Raw genomic sequence first — 17831 nt, forward strand, 5'->3', positions numbered from 1 at the left:
TCGAGATGCTCGCGAGCCAGCGCCGCACCACCATCCTCGGGCTCGTCGAGGAGAGTGGCGCGGTTCGCGTGTCCGAGCTGGTCGAACAGCTCGGCGTCTCCGACATGACCGTGCGTCGCGACATCGAGCAGCTCGCGGGCGAGGGCCTCGTGCAGCGCGTGCACGGCGGGGCCCTGGCCGTCGGCGCCCGGAGCAGCGAGGAGCCGGGCTTCACGGCCAAGTCCGGGCTCATGCAGGCGCAGAAGATCGCCATCGCCGAGGCGGCCGCCCAGCTCGTCGAGCCGGGTGCGGCCATCGGGATCTCCGCGGGGACGACCACCTTCGAGTTCGCCCGCGCCGTCTGCGCGGTCCCCGACCTCACCGTCGTCACCAACTCGGTGCCGGTCGCCCAGCTGCTGCACGAGTCCGGGGCGCCCGGCCAGACCGTCGTGCTGACCGGTGGCGTCCGGACCCCCTCGGACGCCCTGGTCGGACCGGTGGCCGTGACCGCCCTGCGGATGCTCCACGTCGACCGGCTCTTCCTCGGCGTGCACGGCATGGATGCCCGGGCCGGTCTCACCACCCCGAACCTCGTCGAGGCGGAGACCAACCGCGCCATGGTCGAGACCTCCCGGCAGGTCTGCGTCCTGGCCGACCACACCAAGTGGGGCACCGTCGGCCTCAGCACGATCATCCCCCTCTCGTCGGTCGACCTCGTGGTCTCCGACGAGGGACTCGGGTCGCGCGCCCGCACCGCCCTCACCGAGGCCGGCGCCGAGGTCACGATCGCCACGCAGCCCCGCACCCGGTTCGACCGACGCCGACGAGGAACCCCATGAGCCTGACCCGCACCAGCCGTCGGCTCGCGGACGGTCGGGAGATCATCTACTTCGACGACACCTCCGACGCCCCCGTGCGCACCGCCGAGGACCAGCGTCCCCTCGGTGAGCGTGCCCGGTCGGGCGAGATCCGGCACGACGCCCTCGTGGGCGACTGGGTCGCCGTCGCCGGGCACCGGTTGAACCGGACCTTCCTGCCCCCCAAGGACGAGTGCCCGCTGTGCCCCACGGGCACCGGGAGCGTCCCCTCGGAGGTGCCCGAGGCGTCCTACGACGTCGTCGTGTTCGAGAACCGGTTCCCCTCCTACGCGCCGGTCTCCGACCACCAGCCGGACGACGAGCCGACCGACGACCTGGACCGGACCGGCCCCGCGCTGGGCCGATGCGAGGTGGTCTGCTTCACCAGCGACCACGACTCGACCTTCGCCGACCTCTCCCCCAGTCGGGCCCGCACCGTGATCGACGCCTGGGCTGACCGCACGGCCGAGCTGGGTGCGCTCCCCGAGGTGGAGCAGGTGTTCTGCTTCGAGAACCGTGGCCAGCAGGTCGGCGTCACCCTGCACCACCCCCACGGTCAGATCTACGCGTATCCCTATGTGCCGCAACGCTCCGCGGCCATCCTGGCGCAGGCGACCGAGCACCACGCCCGCACGGGTCGACTCCTCGGCGCCGACATCCTCGCCGCCGAGCTCGAGGCCAAGGTCCGCATCGTCGCCGAGAGCGAGCACTGGGTGGCCTACGTGCCCTTCGCGGCGCGCTGGCCGGTCGAGGTGCACCTGGCGCCGCGGCGCGACGTGCCCGACCTGCCCTCCCTCACGTCGTCCGAGCGCGACGACCTGGCCACCGTCTACCTCGACCTCCTGCAGCGGCTCGACCGCTACTACGTCGCCAAGGACGGCAGCCCGATCCGGTTGCCCTACATCGCGGGCTGGCACCAGGCCCCCAGCAGCCGGGGCCGCGAGGTGTCGCGACTGCACCTGCAGGTGATGTCGGTGCTCCGTTCTCCGAAGAAGCTGAAGTACCTCGCCGGCTCGGAGTCCGGCGTGGGCGGCTGGGTCAACGACGTGCCACCGGAGCAGATCGCGGAGCGCCTGCGGGACGTGGCCCTGTGAGCGCTGCCAGCGCCGCAGAGCTCTTCCGCGGGACCTTCGGTGCCGAGCCGTCCGGGGTCTGGTCGGCGCCGGGCCGGGTCAACCTGATCGGGGAGCACACCGACTACAACAGTGGGCTCTGCCTGCCGATCGCGCTGCCGCAGCGCACCTTCGCCGCCCTGCGGCGTCGCGACGACGACCTCCTGCGCATCGTCTCCGCGCAGGGCGACGGCGTGGTCGAGGTCGAGCTCGGCGACGTCGGCGCCGGGCACCCGACCGGCTGGGCCGCCTATGTCGCCGGGGTGCCGTGGTCGCTGCGCACCGCCGGGTATGCCGTGGACGGGCTCGACGTGGCCGTGGACGGCGGGGTGCCGCTCGGCGCCGGTCTGTCCAGCTCCGCCGCCCTGGAATGTGCAGTGGCGGCCGGCGTCTCCGACCTCCACGACCTCGCTTTGCTGGCCACCTCGTCGGGCCGCTCGGCCCTCGCTGCGGTGTGCGTGGAGGCCGAGAACACCGTCGCCCAGGCCCCCACGGGTGGCATGGACCAGTCCGCTGCCCTGCTCGCCGAGGCCGGCCGGGCCCTGCTGCTCGACTGCCGCGACCACAGCACCGAGCAGGTGCCGTTCGACCTCGCCGCCCACGGGCTGGCCCTGCTCGTGATGGACACCCGCGCCGAGCACGCGCTCGTCGACGGCCAGTACGCCGAACGCCGTGAGTCGTGCGAGCAGGCCGCCCGCGAGCTGGACGTCACCAGCCTGCGCGAGGTCTCCGTCGACGACCTGTCGGAGCGCCTCGCCCAGCTCTCCTCCGACCTGCTCCGGCGACGGGCGCGACACATCGTCACCGAGATCGAGCGGGTGCGCGAGACGGTCGAGGCGTTGCGCCACAACGACTTCCCGACGGTGGGCAGCCTCTTCGTCGCCTCGCACGCCTCCATGCGCGACGACTTCGAGATCTCGGTCGCTGAGCTCGACACCGCCGTCGAGGCGGCTGTGGCCACCGGGGCCCTGGGCGCCCGGATGACCGGCGGCGGTTTCGGCGGGTCGGCCATCGCGCTCGTCCGGGCCGACGCCGCGGAGGCGACCATCGCAGCCGTGGAGTCAGCCTTCGCCGACCGGGGCTTCCGCGCGCCCGACTGCTTCGTCGTCACCGCCTCCGGCTCCGCCACCCGCGACGCCTGAGCTCAGCGGGTCGCCCTGTCGATGCGGCCGTCCGCGTAGCTCCTCGGGAGGCGCCGCGTCATGCAACCCGACCAAGAGGCCTCGCAGACGCGCACGTACGCCGTGGCCGTCGTCTGCCTCTGCAGCTGAGTGCCGCACTAGGGTGCCGACCATGGCCGACGAGACCCCGCAGACCTCCCCTGCGCCCACGACCCCAGCCGAGTCCTCCCCGTTGACCGCGGGCGCCCCGGTCGGAAGCAAGCCGAACGCCGAGCCCCCGCCCGTGCCGCCGAAGGACGACCTGGTGACCACGCGGCATACCCTCAAGGTCGGTCGGCGCACCCTGCGCTACACCGCCACGGCGGGGCGCATCGTGCTGCGCGCGGAGGTGTTCGAGGACGGCGTCTTCAAGGGGCACAAGGCCAAGGCCGAGCTCAGCGTCACGTCCTACGTCCTCGACGCACCTGCGGGCGCCCGCCGCCCCGTGACCTTCGCGTTCAACGGCGGGCCGGGCTCCAGCTCGGTCTGGCTCCACCTGGGGCTGCTGGGCCCACGGCGGGTCGACTCCGGCGACGTCGGCCGGCTCACGCCACCGCCCTACGACCTGGTCGACAACACCGAGTCCCTGCTGGCCGTCTCGGACCTCGTCTTCATCGACCCCGTCTCGACCGGCTACTCACGCGCGGTCGAGGGCGGCAAGCCCAAGGACTACCACGGGTTCAAGGCCGACATCGAGAGCGTGGGCGAGCTCATCCGCCTCTGGACCACGCGCCACAACCGTTGGCTGTCACCGAAGTTCATCGCCGGCGAGTCCTACGGCACGATCCGCGCCGCGGCCCTGGCCGAGCACCTGCAGACCCGGCACGGGCTCTACGTCAACGGCATCATGCTGATCAGCTCGGTGCTCGACCTGGCCACCGTCGACTTCGAGTTCCGCAACGACCGCGCCCACGTCGACTACCTCCCGACCTACGCCGCCACGGCGCACTTCCACGGCAAGCACGGGCGCAAGTCACTCAAGACCGTGCTCGCCGAGGCGGAGGAGTATGCCGCGCGCGACTACCCGTGGGCGCTGTCGCGGGGGTCCCGGCTCAGTGCCGCAGAGCGGGCCGAGCACGTGACCCGCCTCGCCGCCCTGACCGGGCTGTCGGAGGAGTACGTGGACCGCGCCAACCTGCGGATCGAGCACGTGCGCTTCTTCACCGAGCTGCTGCGTGACCAGGGCCTGGCCGTCGGTCGTCTCGACTCGCGGTTCACCGGACCCCTGGTCCGTGGCAACGCCGAGACGTGGGACGCCGACCCGTCGATGGACGCGATCAGCGGCCCCTATGCGGCGGCGTGGAACCACTACGTGCGGGACGAGCTCGGCTACCAGAACGACCTGCCCTACGCGCAGATCTCGGAGCTGGCCTCGACCGAGTGGTCGTTCAAGGAGTTCGAGGGCAAGCCGGTCGACGTCAGTGCGCAGCTGGCCCGGGCCATGCGGGGCAACCCCCACCTCAAGGTGCACATCGCCTACGGCTACCACGACGGGGCGACGCCCTACTACGGCGCGCAGGACGTCGTGGCGCACCTGGAGGTCCCGGAGTCGTTGCGCAGCAACATCGAGCACGCCTACTACGAGGCCGGCCACATGATGTACGTCCACGAGCCAAGCCGGCTCCAGCAGTCCAAGGACCTGGCGTCGTTTGTTCAAAAGTCCAGCGTTCAAAGGTCCAGTGGTCAACGGTCCGGCGTCGAGAGGTCCAGTGGCCGCTGACGCGGGGTCCGCGGCCCGGGACATCGTCGTCGACGCGTTCGGGGTACCCGTCGGGGTCAGGGTGTCCGGCGACCGGGCCCACCAGGTGCTGGACCGCCTCGCGGACCTCTGGGAGTGCTGCCGGACCGCGGTCGGGACGCCGGCCGAGGTGCGCGTCGACGTGCTGTCCGACAGCAGCCTCGAGCTGGATGACCTGCTGCAGGTCGTGACGCAACGGATCACCGAGACGGCGGTCGACGCCCGCGCCGGTCAGTGCCTCATGCTCCACGCCGCCTGCCTCGCCGACCCGACCAGTGGCGCCGCCGTGGCCTTCGTCGCCCCGGGCGGGACCGGCAAGACCACCCTGGTCCGCACGCTGGGCCCGGGCCGGTGGTACGTCACCGACGAGACGACGGTCGTCCTCGACGACGGCACCGTGCTGCCGTATCCCAAGCCCCTGTCCCTCCGGCGCCAGCCCGGCAGCCTGTTCAAGGACGAGACCGCCCCGGGCAGCATCGGCCTGGTGCCCGCCGCCGGACGGCTGCACCTCGCCGGCCTCTGCCTGCTGGCGCGCGACGACGCCCACGACGGCCCGCCGGTGGTCGAGACCTTGCCCACCCTGGACGGCCTCGTGTCCCTGGTCCCCCAGACCTCACACCTGCCGGACCAGCCCCGGCCGCTGCGCCGCCTCGCGGAGCTGAGCGAGTCACTGGGAGGCGTGCGCCGCATCCACTACCGGGAGTCCGCCGACCTCGAGGGCATCCTTGACGACCTGCTGGCGGCCGCGCCGTGAGGGTGCGACGCCTGCCCCTGACCGACCGCGTCGACCGTGACGGCGAGTCGGTGGTGCTGGTCGGGCACACCGTCGTGCGGCTCTCGCCGGTGGCAACCGTCCTGCTCGACCGCTGCGAGGCCTGGACCGACCTCGACGTCCTGACCGACCAGGTCGTCGCAGCGCTCGGCCCGGCACCTCGGGGCGTGGACCCACGGCGGGCGGTCGAGTCCGCTGCCGAGGCCCTGGTCGCCCAGGGGCTCCTCGAGCGAGGCTGAGGGCTCAGCGCCGGCCGGACGACCGTGACCGGCGACCGCCGCCGACTTCGGCATCCCTGCTGCCGAAGTAGACCGCGACGTCGTGTTCTCCGTGGGGCGGTGCGGGTGCGGAGGGTCGGAAGGCTTCCGGACCACGGCGGCCGCCCCCTGCAACGGCCAGCCGTGACCCTTGACCTGAAGGTAGGTGACCGCCGCCGCGCGCCTCGGCAGATCGCGAGAACCCGGTGTCCGTTTCGCGGCTTGCGCCCGGTCTGGGGCCACCCTTCGGACGGATCCGACGAGGTCGGCCTCATCCCTTCGGCGGAGGGACGGCGCGGCGGGACGATCTGGGTGTCGCACGTGTGCAAACCGCGAGAGTGCGGGAGAGTGGGCACGGCATGGGCCGGGTGGGCCCCTTTCTGCACAAGGAGAGCTGCGCATGCGCACACCTGCACTGACCTCACGCCTGGGCGCCGAGGCGCTCGGCACCTTCTGGCTCGTCTTCGGGGGGTGCGGAAGCGCCATCTTCTCGGCCAAGTACCTGGCCCCCAACGTCGTGACCGGACAAGCGGTCCAGCTCGGCATCGGCTTCCTCGGCGTGGCCCTCGCCTTCGGCCTCACCGTGCTGACGATGGCGTATGCCGTGGGGCACGTCTCAGGGGCGCACTTCAACCCCGCGGTTACCATCGGCATCGCCGTGGCCAAGCGCTTCCCGTGGAGGGACGTGCCCGCCTACCTGGTCGCCCAGGTCGTGGGTGGCCTGGTGGCCGGGCTCGCGCTGTGGGGCATCGCCCGCGGCGTCTCGGGCTTCGACGCCACCGGTAACCTCGCCGCCAACGGCTACGGCGACCACTCCCCCGGCGGCTACACGCTCGTCGCGGTGCTGTGCGCCGAGGCGATCCTCACCGCGTTCTTCCTCTACGTCATCCTCGGCGCGACCGACGACCGGGCCCCGACCGGGTTCGCCCCGATCGCGATCGGCCTCGCGCTGACCCTCATCCACCTGATCTCGATCCCGATCAGCAACACGTCGGTGAACCCGGCCCGCTCGACGGCGGTCGCGTTCTTCAACGGCAACGGCGCGCCGGCTCAGCTGTGGGCCTTCTGGGTCGCCCCGATCATCGGTGCGGCGATCGCAGGGGCGACCTACCACCTGGTGACCGGCGTCGACCGTCGCGACGAGGACATCACCGGCGTGGTCGACCCCGAGGACCTCAAGCCCACCACCTGAGCCCACCACCTGGCGAAGCCCGCCACAGACGACCGGCCCCCACACCGCACACCGGGTGCTGGGGGCCGCTCCGTCGTGGGGCCCGTCGGCGGGCGGCTTCGCCGGTGGCCGGCTTGGACAGGTATCTTGATATCAAGATACTGTGGTGACAGCGCAGGGACGGCGGCACCACGGGCCGATAGCCTGAACACCGTCCTCGCAGCCCGACACCCGGACCCCACCTCAGGAGAGAGTCGCCTCCATGACCAAGATCATCTACACGCTGACCGACGAGGCGCCCATGCTGGCGACCTACTCCTTCCTCCCGGTGATCGAGGCCTTCGCCGGCACCGCGGGGGTCGCCGTCGAGACCCGCGACATCTCCCTGTCGGGCCGCATCATCGCCGCCTTCGACGACGTGCTGCCCGAGGACCAGCGGCTCGGTGACGCCCTCGCCGAGCTCGGGGAGCTGGCCACCACGCCCGAGGCCAACATCATCAAGCTGCCCAACGTCTCGGCCTCCGTCCCCCAGCTCAAGGTGGCCATCGCCGAGCTGCAGGCCAAGGGCTACGCCCTGCCCGACTACCCCGACGAGGCGACCACCGACGAGCAGCGCGACGCGCGGGCCCGCTACGACAGCGTCAAGGGCAGCGCCGTGAACCCCGTTCTGCGCGAAGGAAACTCCGACCGCCGCGCCCCCGCCGCCGTCAAGAACTACGCACGCAAGCACCCCCACTCGATGGGCGCGTGGAGCACCGACTCGAAGACCAACGTGGCGACCATGGGGGAGGACGACTTCCGGTCCAACGAGCAGTCCGTGGTGATCCCCGCCGCCGACACCCTGACCATCCAGCTCGTGACCGACGCCGGCACGACCGTCCTCAAGGACGGCCTCAAGGTCCTCGAGGGCGAGGTCGTCGACTCGACCGTCCTGCGGGCGGCCGCCCTCGACACGTTCCTGGCCGAGCAGATCGCCCGCGCCAAGCGCGAGGACGTGCTCTTCTCGGTGCACCTCAAGGCCACCATGATGAAGGTGTCCGACCCGATCATCTTCGGCCACGTGGTGCGGGCCTTCCTCCCCGACGTGTTCGCCCGGTACGGCGCCGACCTCGCTGCGGCTGGCCTCTCCCCCAACAACGGCCTCGGCTCGATCATCGACGGCCTGGCGGCCCTCGGCGACCAGGGCGCGGAGATCAAGGCCGCCATCGACCAGGGCCTCGCCGACGGACCGCGGCTCGCGATGGTGAACTCCGACAAGGGGATCACCAACCTGCACGTCCCGAGCGACGTCATCGTCGATGCGTCGATGCCGGCCATGATCCGCACCTCCGGCCACATGTGGGGCCCGGACGGCGCCGAGGCCGACACCCTGGCGGTCATCCCCGACAGCTCCTACGCCGGCATCTACCAGGCCGTCATCGACGACTGCCGCGCCCACGGCGCCTACGACCCGACCACCATGGGCTCGGTCCCGAACGTCGGCCTGATGGCCCAGAAGGCCGAGGAGTACGGCAGCCACGACAAGACCTTCGAGATCGCCGAGGCGGGCACCGTCCAGGTGGTCAACGCGGCCGGCGACGTGCTGATGTCCCACGACGTCCAGCCCGGCGACATCTGGCGCGCCTGCCAGACCAAGGACGCCCCGATCCGCGACTGGGTCAAGCTGGCCGTGACCCGCGCCCGGGCCTCCAAGACCCCCGCAGTCTTCTGGCTCGACGAGTCGCGCGCCCACGACCGCAACCTGATCGAGAAGGTCAACGCCTACCTCCCGGAGCACGACACGGAGGGTCTCGACCTCCAGGTCATGGCCCCGGTCGACGCGGCGACCTTCTCGGTCGAGCGGATCCGCAAGGGCGAGGACACCATCTCGGTCACCGGCAACGTGCTGCGCGACTACAACACCGACCTCTTCCCGATCCTCGAGCTCGGCACCAGCGCCAAGATGCTGTCCGTCGTCCCGCTGATGAACGGCGGCGGGCTGTTCGAGACCGGTGCCGGCGGCTCGGCGCCCAAGCACGTCCAGCAGCTGGTGCAGGAGAACTACCTGCGCTGGGACAGCCTCGGTGAGTTCCTCGCGCTGGCAGAGAGCCTGCGCCACATGGCCACCACCACCGACAACGCCCGGGCGGAGGTGCTGGCCGACACCCTCGACCGCGCCACCGAGCGGCTGCTCAACGAGAACAAGGGCCCGGCCCGCAAGGTCGGCCAGATCGACAACCGCGGCAGCCACTTCTACCTCGCGCTGTTCTGGGCCCACGAGCTCGCGACCCAGACCGAGGACGCGGAGCTCGCCGCGTCGTTCGCCACGGTGGCCGAGACCCTCGCCGCGCAGGAGTCGACGATCACCGACGAGCTGCTGGCCGTGCAGGGACACCCCGCCGACATCGGGGGCTACTACCGCCCCGACGAGGACAAGACGGCTGCCGTGATGCGACCGTCCGCGACCTTCAACGCGGCCCTGGCCGCCCTGCGCTGACCCGGCGACTCCCTGCCCTGACCCAGCCCCGCCGCCGCCCGGAATGACCCGCGCGCCGGCGGGGTTGGCTCATACATGAGCGACTGGAACGAATCGGTCATTGCGGAGTTCCGCGCCAACGAGGGTCGCGTCGGCGGCTACTTCGAGGGCGCGCCCATGATCCTGCTGCACCACATCGGCGCCAGGACCGGGACGGTCCGGGTGAACCCGCTGGTCTACTTCCCCCAGGACGACGGCTCGATGCTTGTGGTGGCGTCCAAGGGCGGCGCACCGACCAACCCGGACTGGTACCACAACCTGCTGGCCAACCCCAGGTTCGAGGTCGAGGTCGGCACCCGCACCTTCACCGTCGAGGCGAGCGAGCTGGACGGCCCCGAGCGCGCCGCGAAGTGGCCCGAGATCGTCGCGGCCCGACCGGGTTTCGGCGACTACGAGACGAGGACCAGCCGGACCATCCCCGTCCTGCGCCTGCGCGAGGTCGCCTGACCGTCGCGTGATGGTCGCCGTCGTCGGCGGCCCGTGACCCCGCAGCGGTGCCGGGTCAGGTGGCGCGCATCCGGTTGTTGCGCGCGTTGTGCTCGACTTCTGCGAGCCCCAGCTCCTCGAGCAGTGGCGGCAGGTACATCCCCACCCGGCCCCGGTAGCCCTTGCGCAGGCCGTACCACCCACCGAGCGGGTTCGACTCGGAGCGACCCCAGGCCTCGACCGTCCCCTCCTTGGCGGGCTTCTGCTCGTCGGCGCTGCCGAGCGGCACCCAGTCGCCCTGCTCGCGCAGCCAGGCGGCGAGGTCCTCGATGACACGGGCGTCATAGAGGAGCCTGGTCGAGCCGACCTGGCAGACGATCTGCGGCGGGTCCGCGGTGTCGTCGCGCCACATCGTGTAGTCACCACTACCCGGCGGGGTCTTCAGGGCCCAGGGGTCGTCCTTCGTGCCGCTGCCACTCATCGGTGCTCCTCGCCTCGTCGGTCGGTCCCCACGTCCAAGGACATCTTGAACCCCTCGTGCGAGGCCGTGAACCCCAGCCGTTCGTAGAGCCGGTGGGCGTCGGCCCGGCTCTTGTCGGTGGTCAGCTGGACGAGCCCGCAGCCCCTGCGGGCCGACTCGTCCACGGCCCAGCGGACGAGCTGCTCACCGAGGCGCCGGCCGCGGTGGGTCGCCGCGACCCGCACCGCCTCCACCTGCCCACGCATGGCGCCCCGGCGCGACAGCCCGGGGAGGAAGCTCAGCTGCAGCGTGCCCACGACCGTGCCGCCGTCGTCGAGGACGACGAGGAGCTGCGACGGGTCCGCGTCGATCGCCGCAAAGGCCCGCAGGTATGCCGTGAGGTCACCGGGGTCCTCGCGGGTCGCCCCGAGCTGGTCGTCGGCGATCAGGCCGACGATCGCGCGCACGTCGTCCGCGCCGGCCCTCCGGAGCACCACGTCTCCCGGATCCAGCACCGCCAGCGGCGGCCGAGCCGCAGTGCCGGGCCCGGCGGCATACCCGCCTCCGACGCCATCGCCCTCGAACCTCGTCCTGCCGTCGAAGGCGAGGGCGGTCGCGAGCTTGTGCCGGGAGTTCGGGGCCAGCCCCTCGGGCAGGGCGTCGACCGGGAACCAGCCGACCTCGGTCGACTCGTCGTCGTTGACCCGCGCCTCCCCTGAGACGTGCCGGGCGAGGAAGCAGAGGTCGAGGTACTGCGCGCGGTCGCCGTTGGGGTAGGTCACCTCGGGCTGCGTCCAGACCCCCGCGAGCGCCTCGATCCGCGCGACGACGCCGGTCTCCTCCTCGATCTCGCGCAGGAGCCCGTCGGCCGGCTGCTCACCGGGCTCGAGGATGCCGCTGACCAGCCCCCACAGACCGTTGTCAGTCCGTCGGCCGAGCAGCACGTGACCGCGCTCGTCGCGCACCACCGCCGTGACCCCGGCCATCCACAGCAGGTCGTGTCCCAGCCGTTCGCGCAGGGCCAGGACGAAGTCGGGCGTCGGCATGCCCCGACCCTAACCACCGGGCCGGGTGCTGCGTGGCGCCTGCTAGCGTCGGACGCAAGGCACACCCCACCAGAACGCGAAGGGTCCCACCGTGAGCACTGCCCCCGTCAAGGTCGCCGTCACCGGCGCCGCCGGCCAGATCGGCTACAGCCTCCTCTTCCGGATCGCGAGCGGTTCGCTCTTCGGCCCGGACACCCCCGTCGAGCTGCGGCTCCTCGAGATCACCCCGGCCCTGAAGGCGCTCGAGGGCGTCGTCATGGAGCTCGACGACTGCGCGTTCCCGACGCTGGCCAAGGTCGAGATCGGCGACAACGCCGAGAAGGTGTTCGACGGGGTCAACCACGCCCTCCTCGTCGGCGCCCGTCCGCGCGGCCCGGGCATGGAGCGTGGTGACCTGCTCGAGGCCAACGGCGGGATCTTCGCCCCCCAGGGCAAGGCCCTGAACTCCGTGGCCGCCGACGACATCCGCGTGACGGTGACCGGCAACCCGGCCAACACCAACGCCCTGATCGCGATGAGCAACGCCCCCGACATCCCGCAGGAGCGCTTCTCCGCGCTGACCCGGCTCGACCACAACCGCGCGATCAGCCAGCTCGCGGCCAAGACCGGCGCCTCGGTCACCGAGATCACGCACATGACCATCTGGGGCAACCACTCCGCCACCCAGTACCCCGACCTGTTCCACGCCGAGGTCGGTGGCCGCAACGCCGCCGAGCTGGTCAACGACGAGGCCTGGCTGGCCGACACCTACATCCCGACCGTGGCCAAGCGCGGTGCGGCGATCATCGACGCCCGTGGCGCCTCCTCCGCGGCTTCGGCCGCCTCCGCCACCGTCGACCACGCCCGCGACTGGGCGCTCGGCACGGCCGAGGGCGACTGGGTCTCGATGTCGGTCCGGTCCGACGGCTCCTACGGCGTGCCCGAGGGCCTCATCTCGTCATTCCCCGTCACTACGAGCAACGGCGACTGGCAGATCGTCCAGGGCCTGGAGATCAACGACTTCTCCCGCGCCCGCATCGACGCCTCCGTCAAGGAGCTCGAGGAGGAGCGCGACGCGGTCCGGGGTCTGGGGCTGCTCGGCTGACCCAGCCCTACGGCATACCTCGAAGCGGCCGTCCCCCACTGGGGGACGGCCGCTTTCGGGTGTCCCTCAGGGACGAGGTGTCGGGGTCAGCCCCGCGGCCTCAGGTCGAGCACGGAGGTGATGAACGCCAGGGCCACCCCGAGGATCGCCATGGTGGCCACGTCGACGCCCCGCGAGCGCACCGCGAGCCCGCCGCTGCGGGCCGTCGGCAGGACCAGGCGCAACAGCGCGGCCAGGCCCAAGCCGGCCGCGATGGTGTAGCCCGCGAGCAGCACCTCGTCGAAGAGGAAGAACACCACGCCGGCCAGGAGGACCGGGGCGGCGACCCACCACCAGCCCAGGCGCGGCGCGGTCACCGGGTCAGGCCGAGGTCTCGACGAGCTGGCGCTCGGCGGCTGCCACGATGTTGGACAGCAGCATCGCGCGGGTCATCGGGCCGACGCCACCGGGGTTCGGGCTGACCCAGCCGGCCACCTCGGCGACGTCGTCGGACACGTCACCGGCCACCTTGGACCTGCCGTCCTCGGCGACGATCCGGCTCACGCCGACGTCGAGCACGGCCGCACCGGGCTTGACCATGTCGGCGGTGATGAGCCCGGGCTGTCCCGCTGCGGCGATGACGATGTCGGCCTGCCGCACCTCGGCGGCGAGGTCGCGGGTGCCGGTGTGGCAGAGCACCACCGTGGCGTTCTCGCTGCGACGGGTGAGCATGAGCCCGAGCGGGCGGCCGACGGTGATGCCGCGACCCACCAGCGCCACGCGGGCACCGGCGATCGGCACGTCGAACCGGCGGAGCAGCTCGATGCACCCGGCCGGCGTGCACGGGAGGGGTGCGGCCTTGCCGAGCACCAGCCAGCCGAGGTTCGTGGGGTGCAGGCCGTCGACGTCCTTGGTCGGGTCGACCCGCGAGAGCAGCGCGAACTCGTCGAGCCCGGTCGGCTGCTGCACGAGGAACCCGGTGCACTCGGGGTCGGCGTTGAGCTCGTCGATGACGGCCTCGACCTCCGCCTGGGTCGCGGTCGACGGGAGGTCGCGGCGGATGCTCGTGATGCCGATCTCGGCGCAGTCCTTGTGCTTGGCGTTGACGTACCACTGGCTTCCGGGGTCCTCCCCCACCAGCACCGTGCCGAGCCCGGGGACGATGCCGTGCTCGCGCAGCACGTCCACCCGCCCGCGGAGCTCGTCCTTGATGGTCGCCAGGACCGCTTTGCCGTCGAGGATGCGTGCCGTCACGGTCGCCCATCCTGCCACGCCGCGTCGACCCGTCCGCACGGGCGTGCGGTCACCCGTCGCCGGGCACCGCCGCCGCGAGCGCCGCGATCGCCTGGGTGAAGCAGGCTGCGGGCGGAGTGACGAGCCCGGCGCCGACCTGACCGGTGCCGGCGACCCGTCCGGCCATGCCGGTGTTGATCTGGGGCAGGATCCCGGTCCGCGCCACCGCGGAGACGTCGATGCCGGTCGGCGTCCCGCGGAACTCGAGGATGGGCACTTGGTATGCCGTGTGCTCACCGACCGTGATCTCGTACATCGTGCGGGTGGCCCGGAGCGCGAGCGGCACGTCGCCGCCCACGAACTTCACGATGGCAGGGGCCGCGGCCATGGCGAAGCCACCGATGCCGGCCGTCTCGGTGATGGCCGAGTCGCCGATGTCGGGGTTGGCGTCGTCCGGTCCGTAGGAGCCGAGGAACAACCCTTCGGGGGTGTTGGCCGGTCCGGTGAACCACTGGTCACCGGTGCCTGCGGTGCGGATGCCGAAGTCCGTGCCGTTGCGGGCCATGGTGGTCACCACCGTCGACCCCGGGATGCCCTCGGCCGCCAGTGTCGAGAGCTTGCAGGCCGGCATCCCGAGGTTGAGGAAGAAGTGCTCGTTCGCCCCGGAGAAGCGCACCGCCTCGGCGATGTCGCTGGACGACCCGTCGGCGGTGATGAGGGTGGGCAGCAGCTCGCGCAGGAGCATCAGCGACCCGGCCCGGTTGCGGTTGTGACCCTCGTCGCCCATCTGGAGCATCTGGCTGATGATCGACTTGACGTCGATCGGGCCCGCCGCGCGAATCGCCTGCTGCAGCAACGGTCCCAGCACCGAGTTCATCCAGTGCAGCCGGTCGATGACCTCGGGGCCGTAGGCGCCGTAGCGCAGCACCTTGCCGAGTCCTTCGTTGAGGGAGCACCACGACGTGTGGTCGTGCACCTCGTCGCGGAGCTCGTAGACCCACATCGACGGGGAGACGACGCCGGCCATCGGGCCGACTGCGTCGCGGTGGTGACAGGGCTCGAGCTCGACGTCGCCACCGGCCAGCGCAGCCTCGGCCGCCTCGGCCGTGTCGGCCATGCCCTCGAAGAGCATCGCGCCGATGAGGGCTCCCCGCAGCGGACCCGAGGCGCGTTCCCACTCGATCGGGGGGCCTGCGTGCAGGAACGTCCCGCGCTCCAGCCCGAGCGCCTCGCTGGCCGGGCGCACGTCGACGAAGTCCGCGCCGGCAGCGGTCATCCGCTGCCAGGCGAGCTCGTTCGCCTCGCGCCGGCGGGGATCTCCCGCGACGCGGGCGAGGTGGGGCGCACTGCCGTCGAGCGGCGGCTGCCAGTCGGTCTCGGTCACCTCGACGGCCTGGTCGCGCAGCGCGTCGGCGAACATCGAGGCGCCTGCCGTGGCGACCACCGGGTCGGCCTGCAGGAGCCCGCGCAAGGGGGTGCTCATCGGGTCGCTCCGTCCCGGTCGACGCCGAGGAGGGCGAGGGCATGCCTCGTCGCCTCGGCGTTGGAGAGGTGCACGGCTGCACCGGCTGCGGACAGCTGGGCGCCGCTCGTGTCGAGTCCCTGGGGGTCGCCGCGCGTGCCCGTGAGTGACACGACGACGGGCAGGTCACGTCCGGCGGCGGTCGCCACGGCCCGGGCGCCGCGGATCGCCTCGGCCAGCTCGGGAGCCGGGTCGGGGTGTGCGCCGTGGCCGAGGACCAGGTCGAGCAGGAGCACGCCGCAGCCCGGGTCGGCTCCTTCGGCCGCGATCCGCTCCAGCCGCAGGGTCGGGTCGATCATCGGGTGCGCCCGCCCGCGGGTCAGCTCGTCGTCACCGAAGTCGATGACCAGGTGGGCCTGGGCGCGCAGGTCGGCGTCGAGGGCCAGGTCGGGCGAGAGCGGGATGTTGGACCTGAGCCCGACGCCCAGCTCCTGGGCGGCGACCAGCATCGCCTCGTCGGCCAACGTGCCGCCGCAGAACAGCCCCCGCAGGAAGCGAGGCTCCCGCCGCGAGCCGTCCGACTCTGAAGCATCGTGGGGGTCCTGGTCCGGGGGATCCTTCAGAGTCGCGGAGATGGGTAGTGCGTCCCAGTGTGGCCACGGCGGGACCTCGCGACCGAGGGCGCCCAGGAACGACTCGACGGCGGCCGTGAGGTCGGGCCGCCCAGCCCCGAGCGTCGCCCAGTGGACCGGCTTGCCGAGCCCCGCGGCATACCCCTCCAGGTCGGCGAGCACCTCGGCAGCCGGCGGCTTCGAGACCACGAGGATCGACTCGGTCGCCTCGTCGGCCGCGAGCGCGGCGAGCGCCTGACGGGTCGACCGTCCGCCGACGGCTGACGACAGGTCGCGCCCCCCGACGCCGAGGCAGTGGCTGACCCCCAGCCCTGCGGCGTCGAGCAACGCCATCACCTGCTGGGCACCCGTGCCGGAGGCCGCGACGATCCCGACCGGGCCCCGCTCGACGACGTTGGCGAAGCCGAGCGCGACGCCGCCCACCACGGCCGTGCCGCAGTCGGGGCCCATCACGAGGACGTCCTGCGCTGCAGCGGCGTCCTTGAGCCGGACCTCGTCCTCGACGGGGACGTTGTCGGAGAACACCATCACCGAGACCCCTTGGGCGATGGCGTCGAAAGCCTCCACGGTGGCGTGCTGGCCGGGCACCGAGACCAGCGCGAGGGTGGCGTCGCCGGCGCGGACCGCCCGGCCGAGAGTCCGTGGTGGTGGGGCCGCACCGAAGCCACCCGCGCCCGACCCGGCCGACCGCAGACCGGCCAGGGCGGCGTCGAGGGCGGCCAGCCCGGCGGCGACCCCGTCGGCGTCGTCGGCCCGGATGGCGACCACGAGCTCGTTGGGCTGGACGCCCTGCGGCACGGTGAACCCCATGGCGCCGATCACCTCGAGGTTGAGCTCGGTGGCCATCGCGACCTGGGCCGCTGACACACCGTTCCCGCCGGCCACCTGGCGGGAGACCTGCATGAGGCTCACGGAGTCGTAGTATGCGCCGCTGCGCAGCTCGAGGTGGTCGGTCACGGCAGGCTCCTCGGGGTGGCGGACAGGGAGGTCGCGGTCAGTGGGTTCACCGTGGTCGAGGCAGACGGTGTGGTCTGGCCGCTCTGTGCGGTCAGGGCCTCGAGGCAGCCGGCCAGGCCGCCCAGGAGGTCGGCTCCCGAGGTGTGGCCGATCGCGAGCACCTCGTGGACCGCCTCGGTGACTGTGGCCCCCTCACCGACACCGGAGGAGCTGTCGGAGCCGGCCGACGCGAGGCGCTGGAGCAGCCGCGTGACCGGCTCGGCGGCATACCCGTCGGCGGCCTCGCGCAGCAGCGACGCCGACAGGCTCGTCGTCACGGTGAGGCGGGGTTGGACGGCCCGCCAGAGCTCGTCGACGGACGCGCTCGTGCCGCGCGGGTGCAGACGGAGCCCGAGCAGAGCGCCGCACAGCACGTCGTCGCCGCTGGGGGTGAGTCCCGGCCCCGCCCCGACGAGCGCGCCCACGCGGTCCGCGAGCGCGGAGGGCGCCGGCGCGCCGCTGAGGAGCAGCTCGGCGACGCCACGGGCAGGGACCCGCCACGGCAGCGGCAGGGTCGCGAGGTGCCCGCCGACGGTGGTCGCGGCCGCGCGGGGGGCCGGGTGGGGGCGCCAGGTGCGCACGGCCCGGACCGTGACGCCGGGTAGCCGCACGGCACCCCCGCCGACCACGACCTCGTCGCCCGGCTGGGCCCCCCAGCCCACGGTCGGGAGGGTGGTCGCGACGGCGAGCGCCGTGGGGAGCCGCAGTCCGTCGCGGGTCACGACGGGCAGGACGTCGGCGTGCCCACCCACCTGGAGGTAGAGGGCGGTCGGGAAGGCCGCCAGGACCGTGCCGCGGCGCGGTGCTCCGTGGACGAGCTCGGCCGATCGCTCGGAGACCGCGGCTGGCCAGGTCGTCGCTGACGGTGTCATCGCCGACCTCCTCCCGCGTGCTGTCCCGTCGTGATTCGCCGGACTGACGCAGCGACGCTATCGAGTGCGATTACAGTCAC

General features: G+C 72.4%; 17 protein-coding genes. 10 read left to right on the plus strand and 7 right to left on the minus strand.

Going from position 1 to position 17831, the window contains the following annotated elements; all coding sequences use genetic code 11:
* The first annotated feature begins 5 nt into the window (after positions 1–5).
* The 9 genes from ASG91_RS12480 (at position 6) to ASG91_RS12520 (ending at position 10008) form a co-directional block, all read left to right on the plus strand.
* Complete coding sequence (locus ASG91_RS12480; protein WP_056922953.1) at positions 6–818, plus strand: DeoR/GlpR family DNA-binding transcription regulator; 813 nt, start codon at positions 6–8, stop codon at positions 816–818.
* Entirely contained in the window at positions 815–1930 is a 1116-nt protein-coding gene (gene galT / locus ASG91_RS12485) for a galactose-1-phosphate uridylyltransferase (RefSeq protein ID WP_200961296.1), read from the plus strand. The genes ASG91_RS12480 and galT overlap by 4 nt, the downstream gene beginning before the upstream one ends.
* On the plus strand, positions 1927–3090 hold the full coding sequence (galK, locus tag ASG91_RS12490) for a galactokinase (RefSeq protein WP_056922954.1): 1164 nt from the start codon (positions 1927–1929) through the stop codon (positions 3088–3090). The genes galT and galK overlap by 4 nt, the downstream gene beginning before the upstream one ends.
* A 151-nt stretch (positions 3091–3241) precedes the next feature.
* Positions 3242–4828, plus strand: coding sequence for a S10 family peptidase (locus ASG91_RS12495; protein ID WP_056922955.1), 1587 nt, complete (start codon positions 3242–3244; stop codon positions 4826–4828).
* Positions 4818–5600, plus strand: coding sequence for a hypothetical protein (locus ASG91_RS12500; protein ID WP_056922956.1), 783 nt, complete (start codon positions 4818–4820; stop codon positions 5598–5600). Before ASG91_RS12495 ends, ASG91_RS12500 begins: the two co-directional genes overlap by 11 nt.
* Positions 5597–5857 carry a hypothetical protein gene (locus ASG91_RS12505; protein WP_157606333.1) on the plus strand — a complete coding sequence of 87 codons (261 nt, stop codon included), beginning with the start codon at positions 5597–5599 and terminating at the stop codon, positions 5855–5857. The genes ASG91_RS12500 and ASG91_RS12505 overlap by 4 nt, the downstream gene beginning before the upstream one ends.
* A 418-nt stretch (positions 5858–6275) precedes the next feature.
* A complete protein-coding gene (gene aqpZ, locus ASG91_RS12510) occupies positions 6276–7067 on the plus strand; it encodes an aquaporin Z (protein WP_056922958.1) in 792 nt (263 codons plus the stop codon).
* A gap of 241 nt (positions 7068–7308) precedes the next feature.
* Positions 7309–9522 (plus strand): NADP-dependent isocitrate dehydrogenase, encoded by a 2214-nt coding sequence (locus ASG91_RS12515; protein WP_056922959.1) that lies wholly within the window; start codon positions 7309–7311, stop codon positions 9520–9522.
* 75 nt (positions 9523–9597) lie between these two features.
* Positions 9598–10008: a nitroreductase family deazaflavin-dependent oxidoreductase gene (locus ASG91_RS12520; RefSeq protein WP_056922960.1), complete on the plus strand. Its 411-nt coding sequence runs from the start codon at positions 9598–9600 to the stop codon at positions 10006–10008.
* A 55-nt stretch (positions 10009–10063) separates the two neighbouring features.
* Here the strand turns inward: ASG91_RS12520 and ASG91_RS12525 are convergent, their stop codons facing one another.
* Positions 10064–10468 (minus strand): DUF6855 family protein, encoded by a 405-nt coding sequence (locus tag ASG91_RS12525; RefSeq protein ID WP_056922961.1) that lies wholly within the window; start codon positions 10466–10468, stop codon positions 10064–10066.
* Positions 10465–11493, minus strand: coding sequence for a GNAT family N-acetyltransferase (locus ASG91_RS21460; protein ID WP_371262049.1), 1029 nt, complete (start codon positions 11491–11493; stop codon positions 10465–10467). Before ASG91_RS21460 ends, ASG91_RS12525 begins: the two co-directional genes overlap by 4 nt.
* Before the next feature lie 91 nt (positions 11494–11584).
* Here ASG91_RS21460 and ASG91_RS12540 point away from each other — a divergent pair, with 91 nt between their 5' ends.
* Positions 11585–12577: a malate dehydrogenase gene (locus ASG91_RS12540; RefSeq protein ID WP_056922962.1), complete on the plus strand. Its 993-nt coding sequence runs from the start codon at positions 11585–11587 to the stop codon at positions 12575–12577.
* A gap of 86 nt (positions 12578–12663) precedes the next feature.
* On the opposite strand, the gene ASG91_RS12545 is transcribed toward ASG91_RS12540, so the two are convergent.
* From ASG91_RS12545 to ASG91_RS12565, 5 genes are read right to left on the minus strand one after another with little or no spacing between them, the layout of a single operon-like run.
* Positions 12664–12933, minus strand: coding sequence for a DUF3017 domain-containing protein (locus tag ASG91_RS12545; RefSeq protein WP_056922963.1), 270 nt, complete (start codon positions 12931–12933; stop codon positions 12664–12666).
* Positions 12934–12937: 4 nt separating this feature from the next.
* On the minus strand, positions 12938–13810 hold the full coding sequence (locus ASG91_RS12550; RefSeq protein WP_056922964.1) for a bifunctional methylenetetrahydrofolate dehydrogenase/methenyltetrahydrofolate cyclohydrolase: 873 nt from the start codon (positions 13808–13810) through the stop codon (positions 12938–12940).
* A 49-nt stretch (positions 13811–13859) separates the two neighbouring features.
* On the minus strand, positions 13860–15272 hold the full coding sequence (locus tag ASG91_RS21240) for a DUF1116 domain-containing protein (protein WP_056922965.1): 1413 nt from the start codon (positions 15270–15272) through the stop codon (positions 13860–13862).
* Positions 15269–16840 (minus strand): FdrA family protein, encoded by a 1572-nt coding sequence (locus ASG91_RS21245; RefSeq protein WP_056922966.1) that lies wholly within the window; start codon positions 16838–16840, stop codon positions 15269–15271. Before ASG91_RS21245 ends, ASG91_RS21240 begins: the two co-directional genes overlap by 4 nt.
* Entirely contained in the window at positions 16837–17751 is a 915-nt protein-coding gene (locus ASG91_RS12565; RefSeq protein ID WP_056922967.1) for a DUF2877 domain-containing protein, read from the minus strand. The genes ASG91_RS21245 and ASG91_RS12565 overlap by 4 nt, the downstream gene beginning before the upstream one ends.
* Between the last annotated feature and the right edge of the window lie 80 nt (positions 17752–17831).

This window comes from Phycicoccus sp. Soil802 (genome assembly GCF_001429605.1).
In the GTDB taxonomy this organism is placed as follows: domain Bacteria; phylum Actinomycetota; class Actinomycetes; order Actinomycetales; family Dermatophilaceae; genus Pedococcus.

Coding starts and splice junctions, on each gene's coding strand:
- ASG91_RS12480 (WP_056922953.1), top strand. CDS start 6: ATGCTCGCGAGCCAGCGCCGCACCACCATCCTCGGGCTCGTCGAGGAG.
- ASG91_RS12525 (WP_056922961.1), bottom strand. CDS start 10,468: ATGAGTGGCAGCGGCACGAAGGACGACCCCTGGGCCCTGAAGACCCCG.
- ASG91_RS12565 (WP_056922967.1), bottom strand. CDS start 17,751: ATGACACCGTCAGCGACGACCTGGCCAGCCGCGGTCTCCGAGCGATCG.
- ASG91_RS21240 (WP_056922965.1), bottom strand. CDS start 15,272: ATGAGCACCCCCTTGCGCGGGCTCCTGCAGGCCGACCCGGTGGTCGCC.
- aqpZ (WP_056922958.1), top strand. CDS start 6,276: ATGCGCACACCTGCACTGACCTCACGCCTGGGCGCCGAGGCGCTCGGC.
- ASG91_RS12515 (WP_056922959.1), top strand. CDS start 7,309: ATGACCAAGATCATCTACACGCTGACCGACGAGGCGCCCATGCTGGCG.
- ASG91_RS12495 (WP_056922955.1), top strand. CDS start 3,242: ATGGCCGACGAGACCCCGCAGACCTCCCCTGCGCCCACGACCCCAGCC.
- galT (WP_200961296.1), top strand. CDS start 815: ATGAGCCTGACCCGCACCAGCCGTCGGCTCGCGGACGGTCGGGAGATC.
- ASG91_RS21460 (WP_371262049.1), bottom strand. CDS start 11,493: ATGCCGACGCCCGACTTCGTCCTGGCCCTGCGCGAACGGCTGGGACAC.
- ASG91_RS12520 (WP_056922960.1), top strand. CDS start 9,598: ATGAGCGACTGGAACGAATCGGTCATTGCGGAGTTCCGCGCCAACGAG.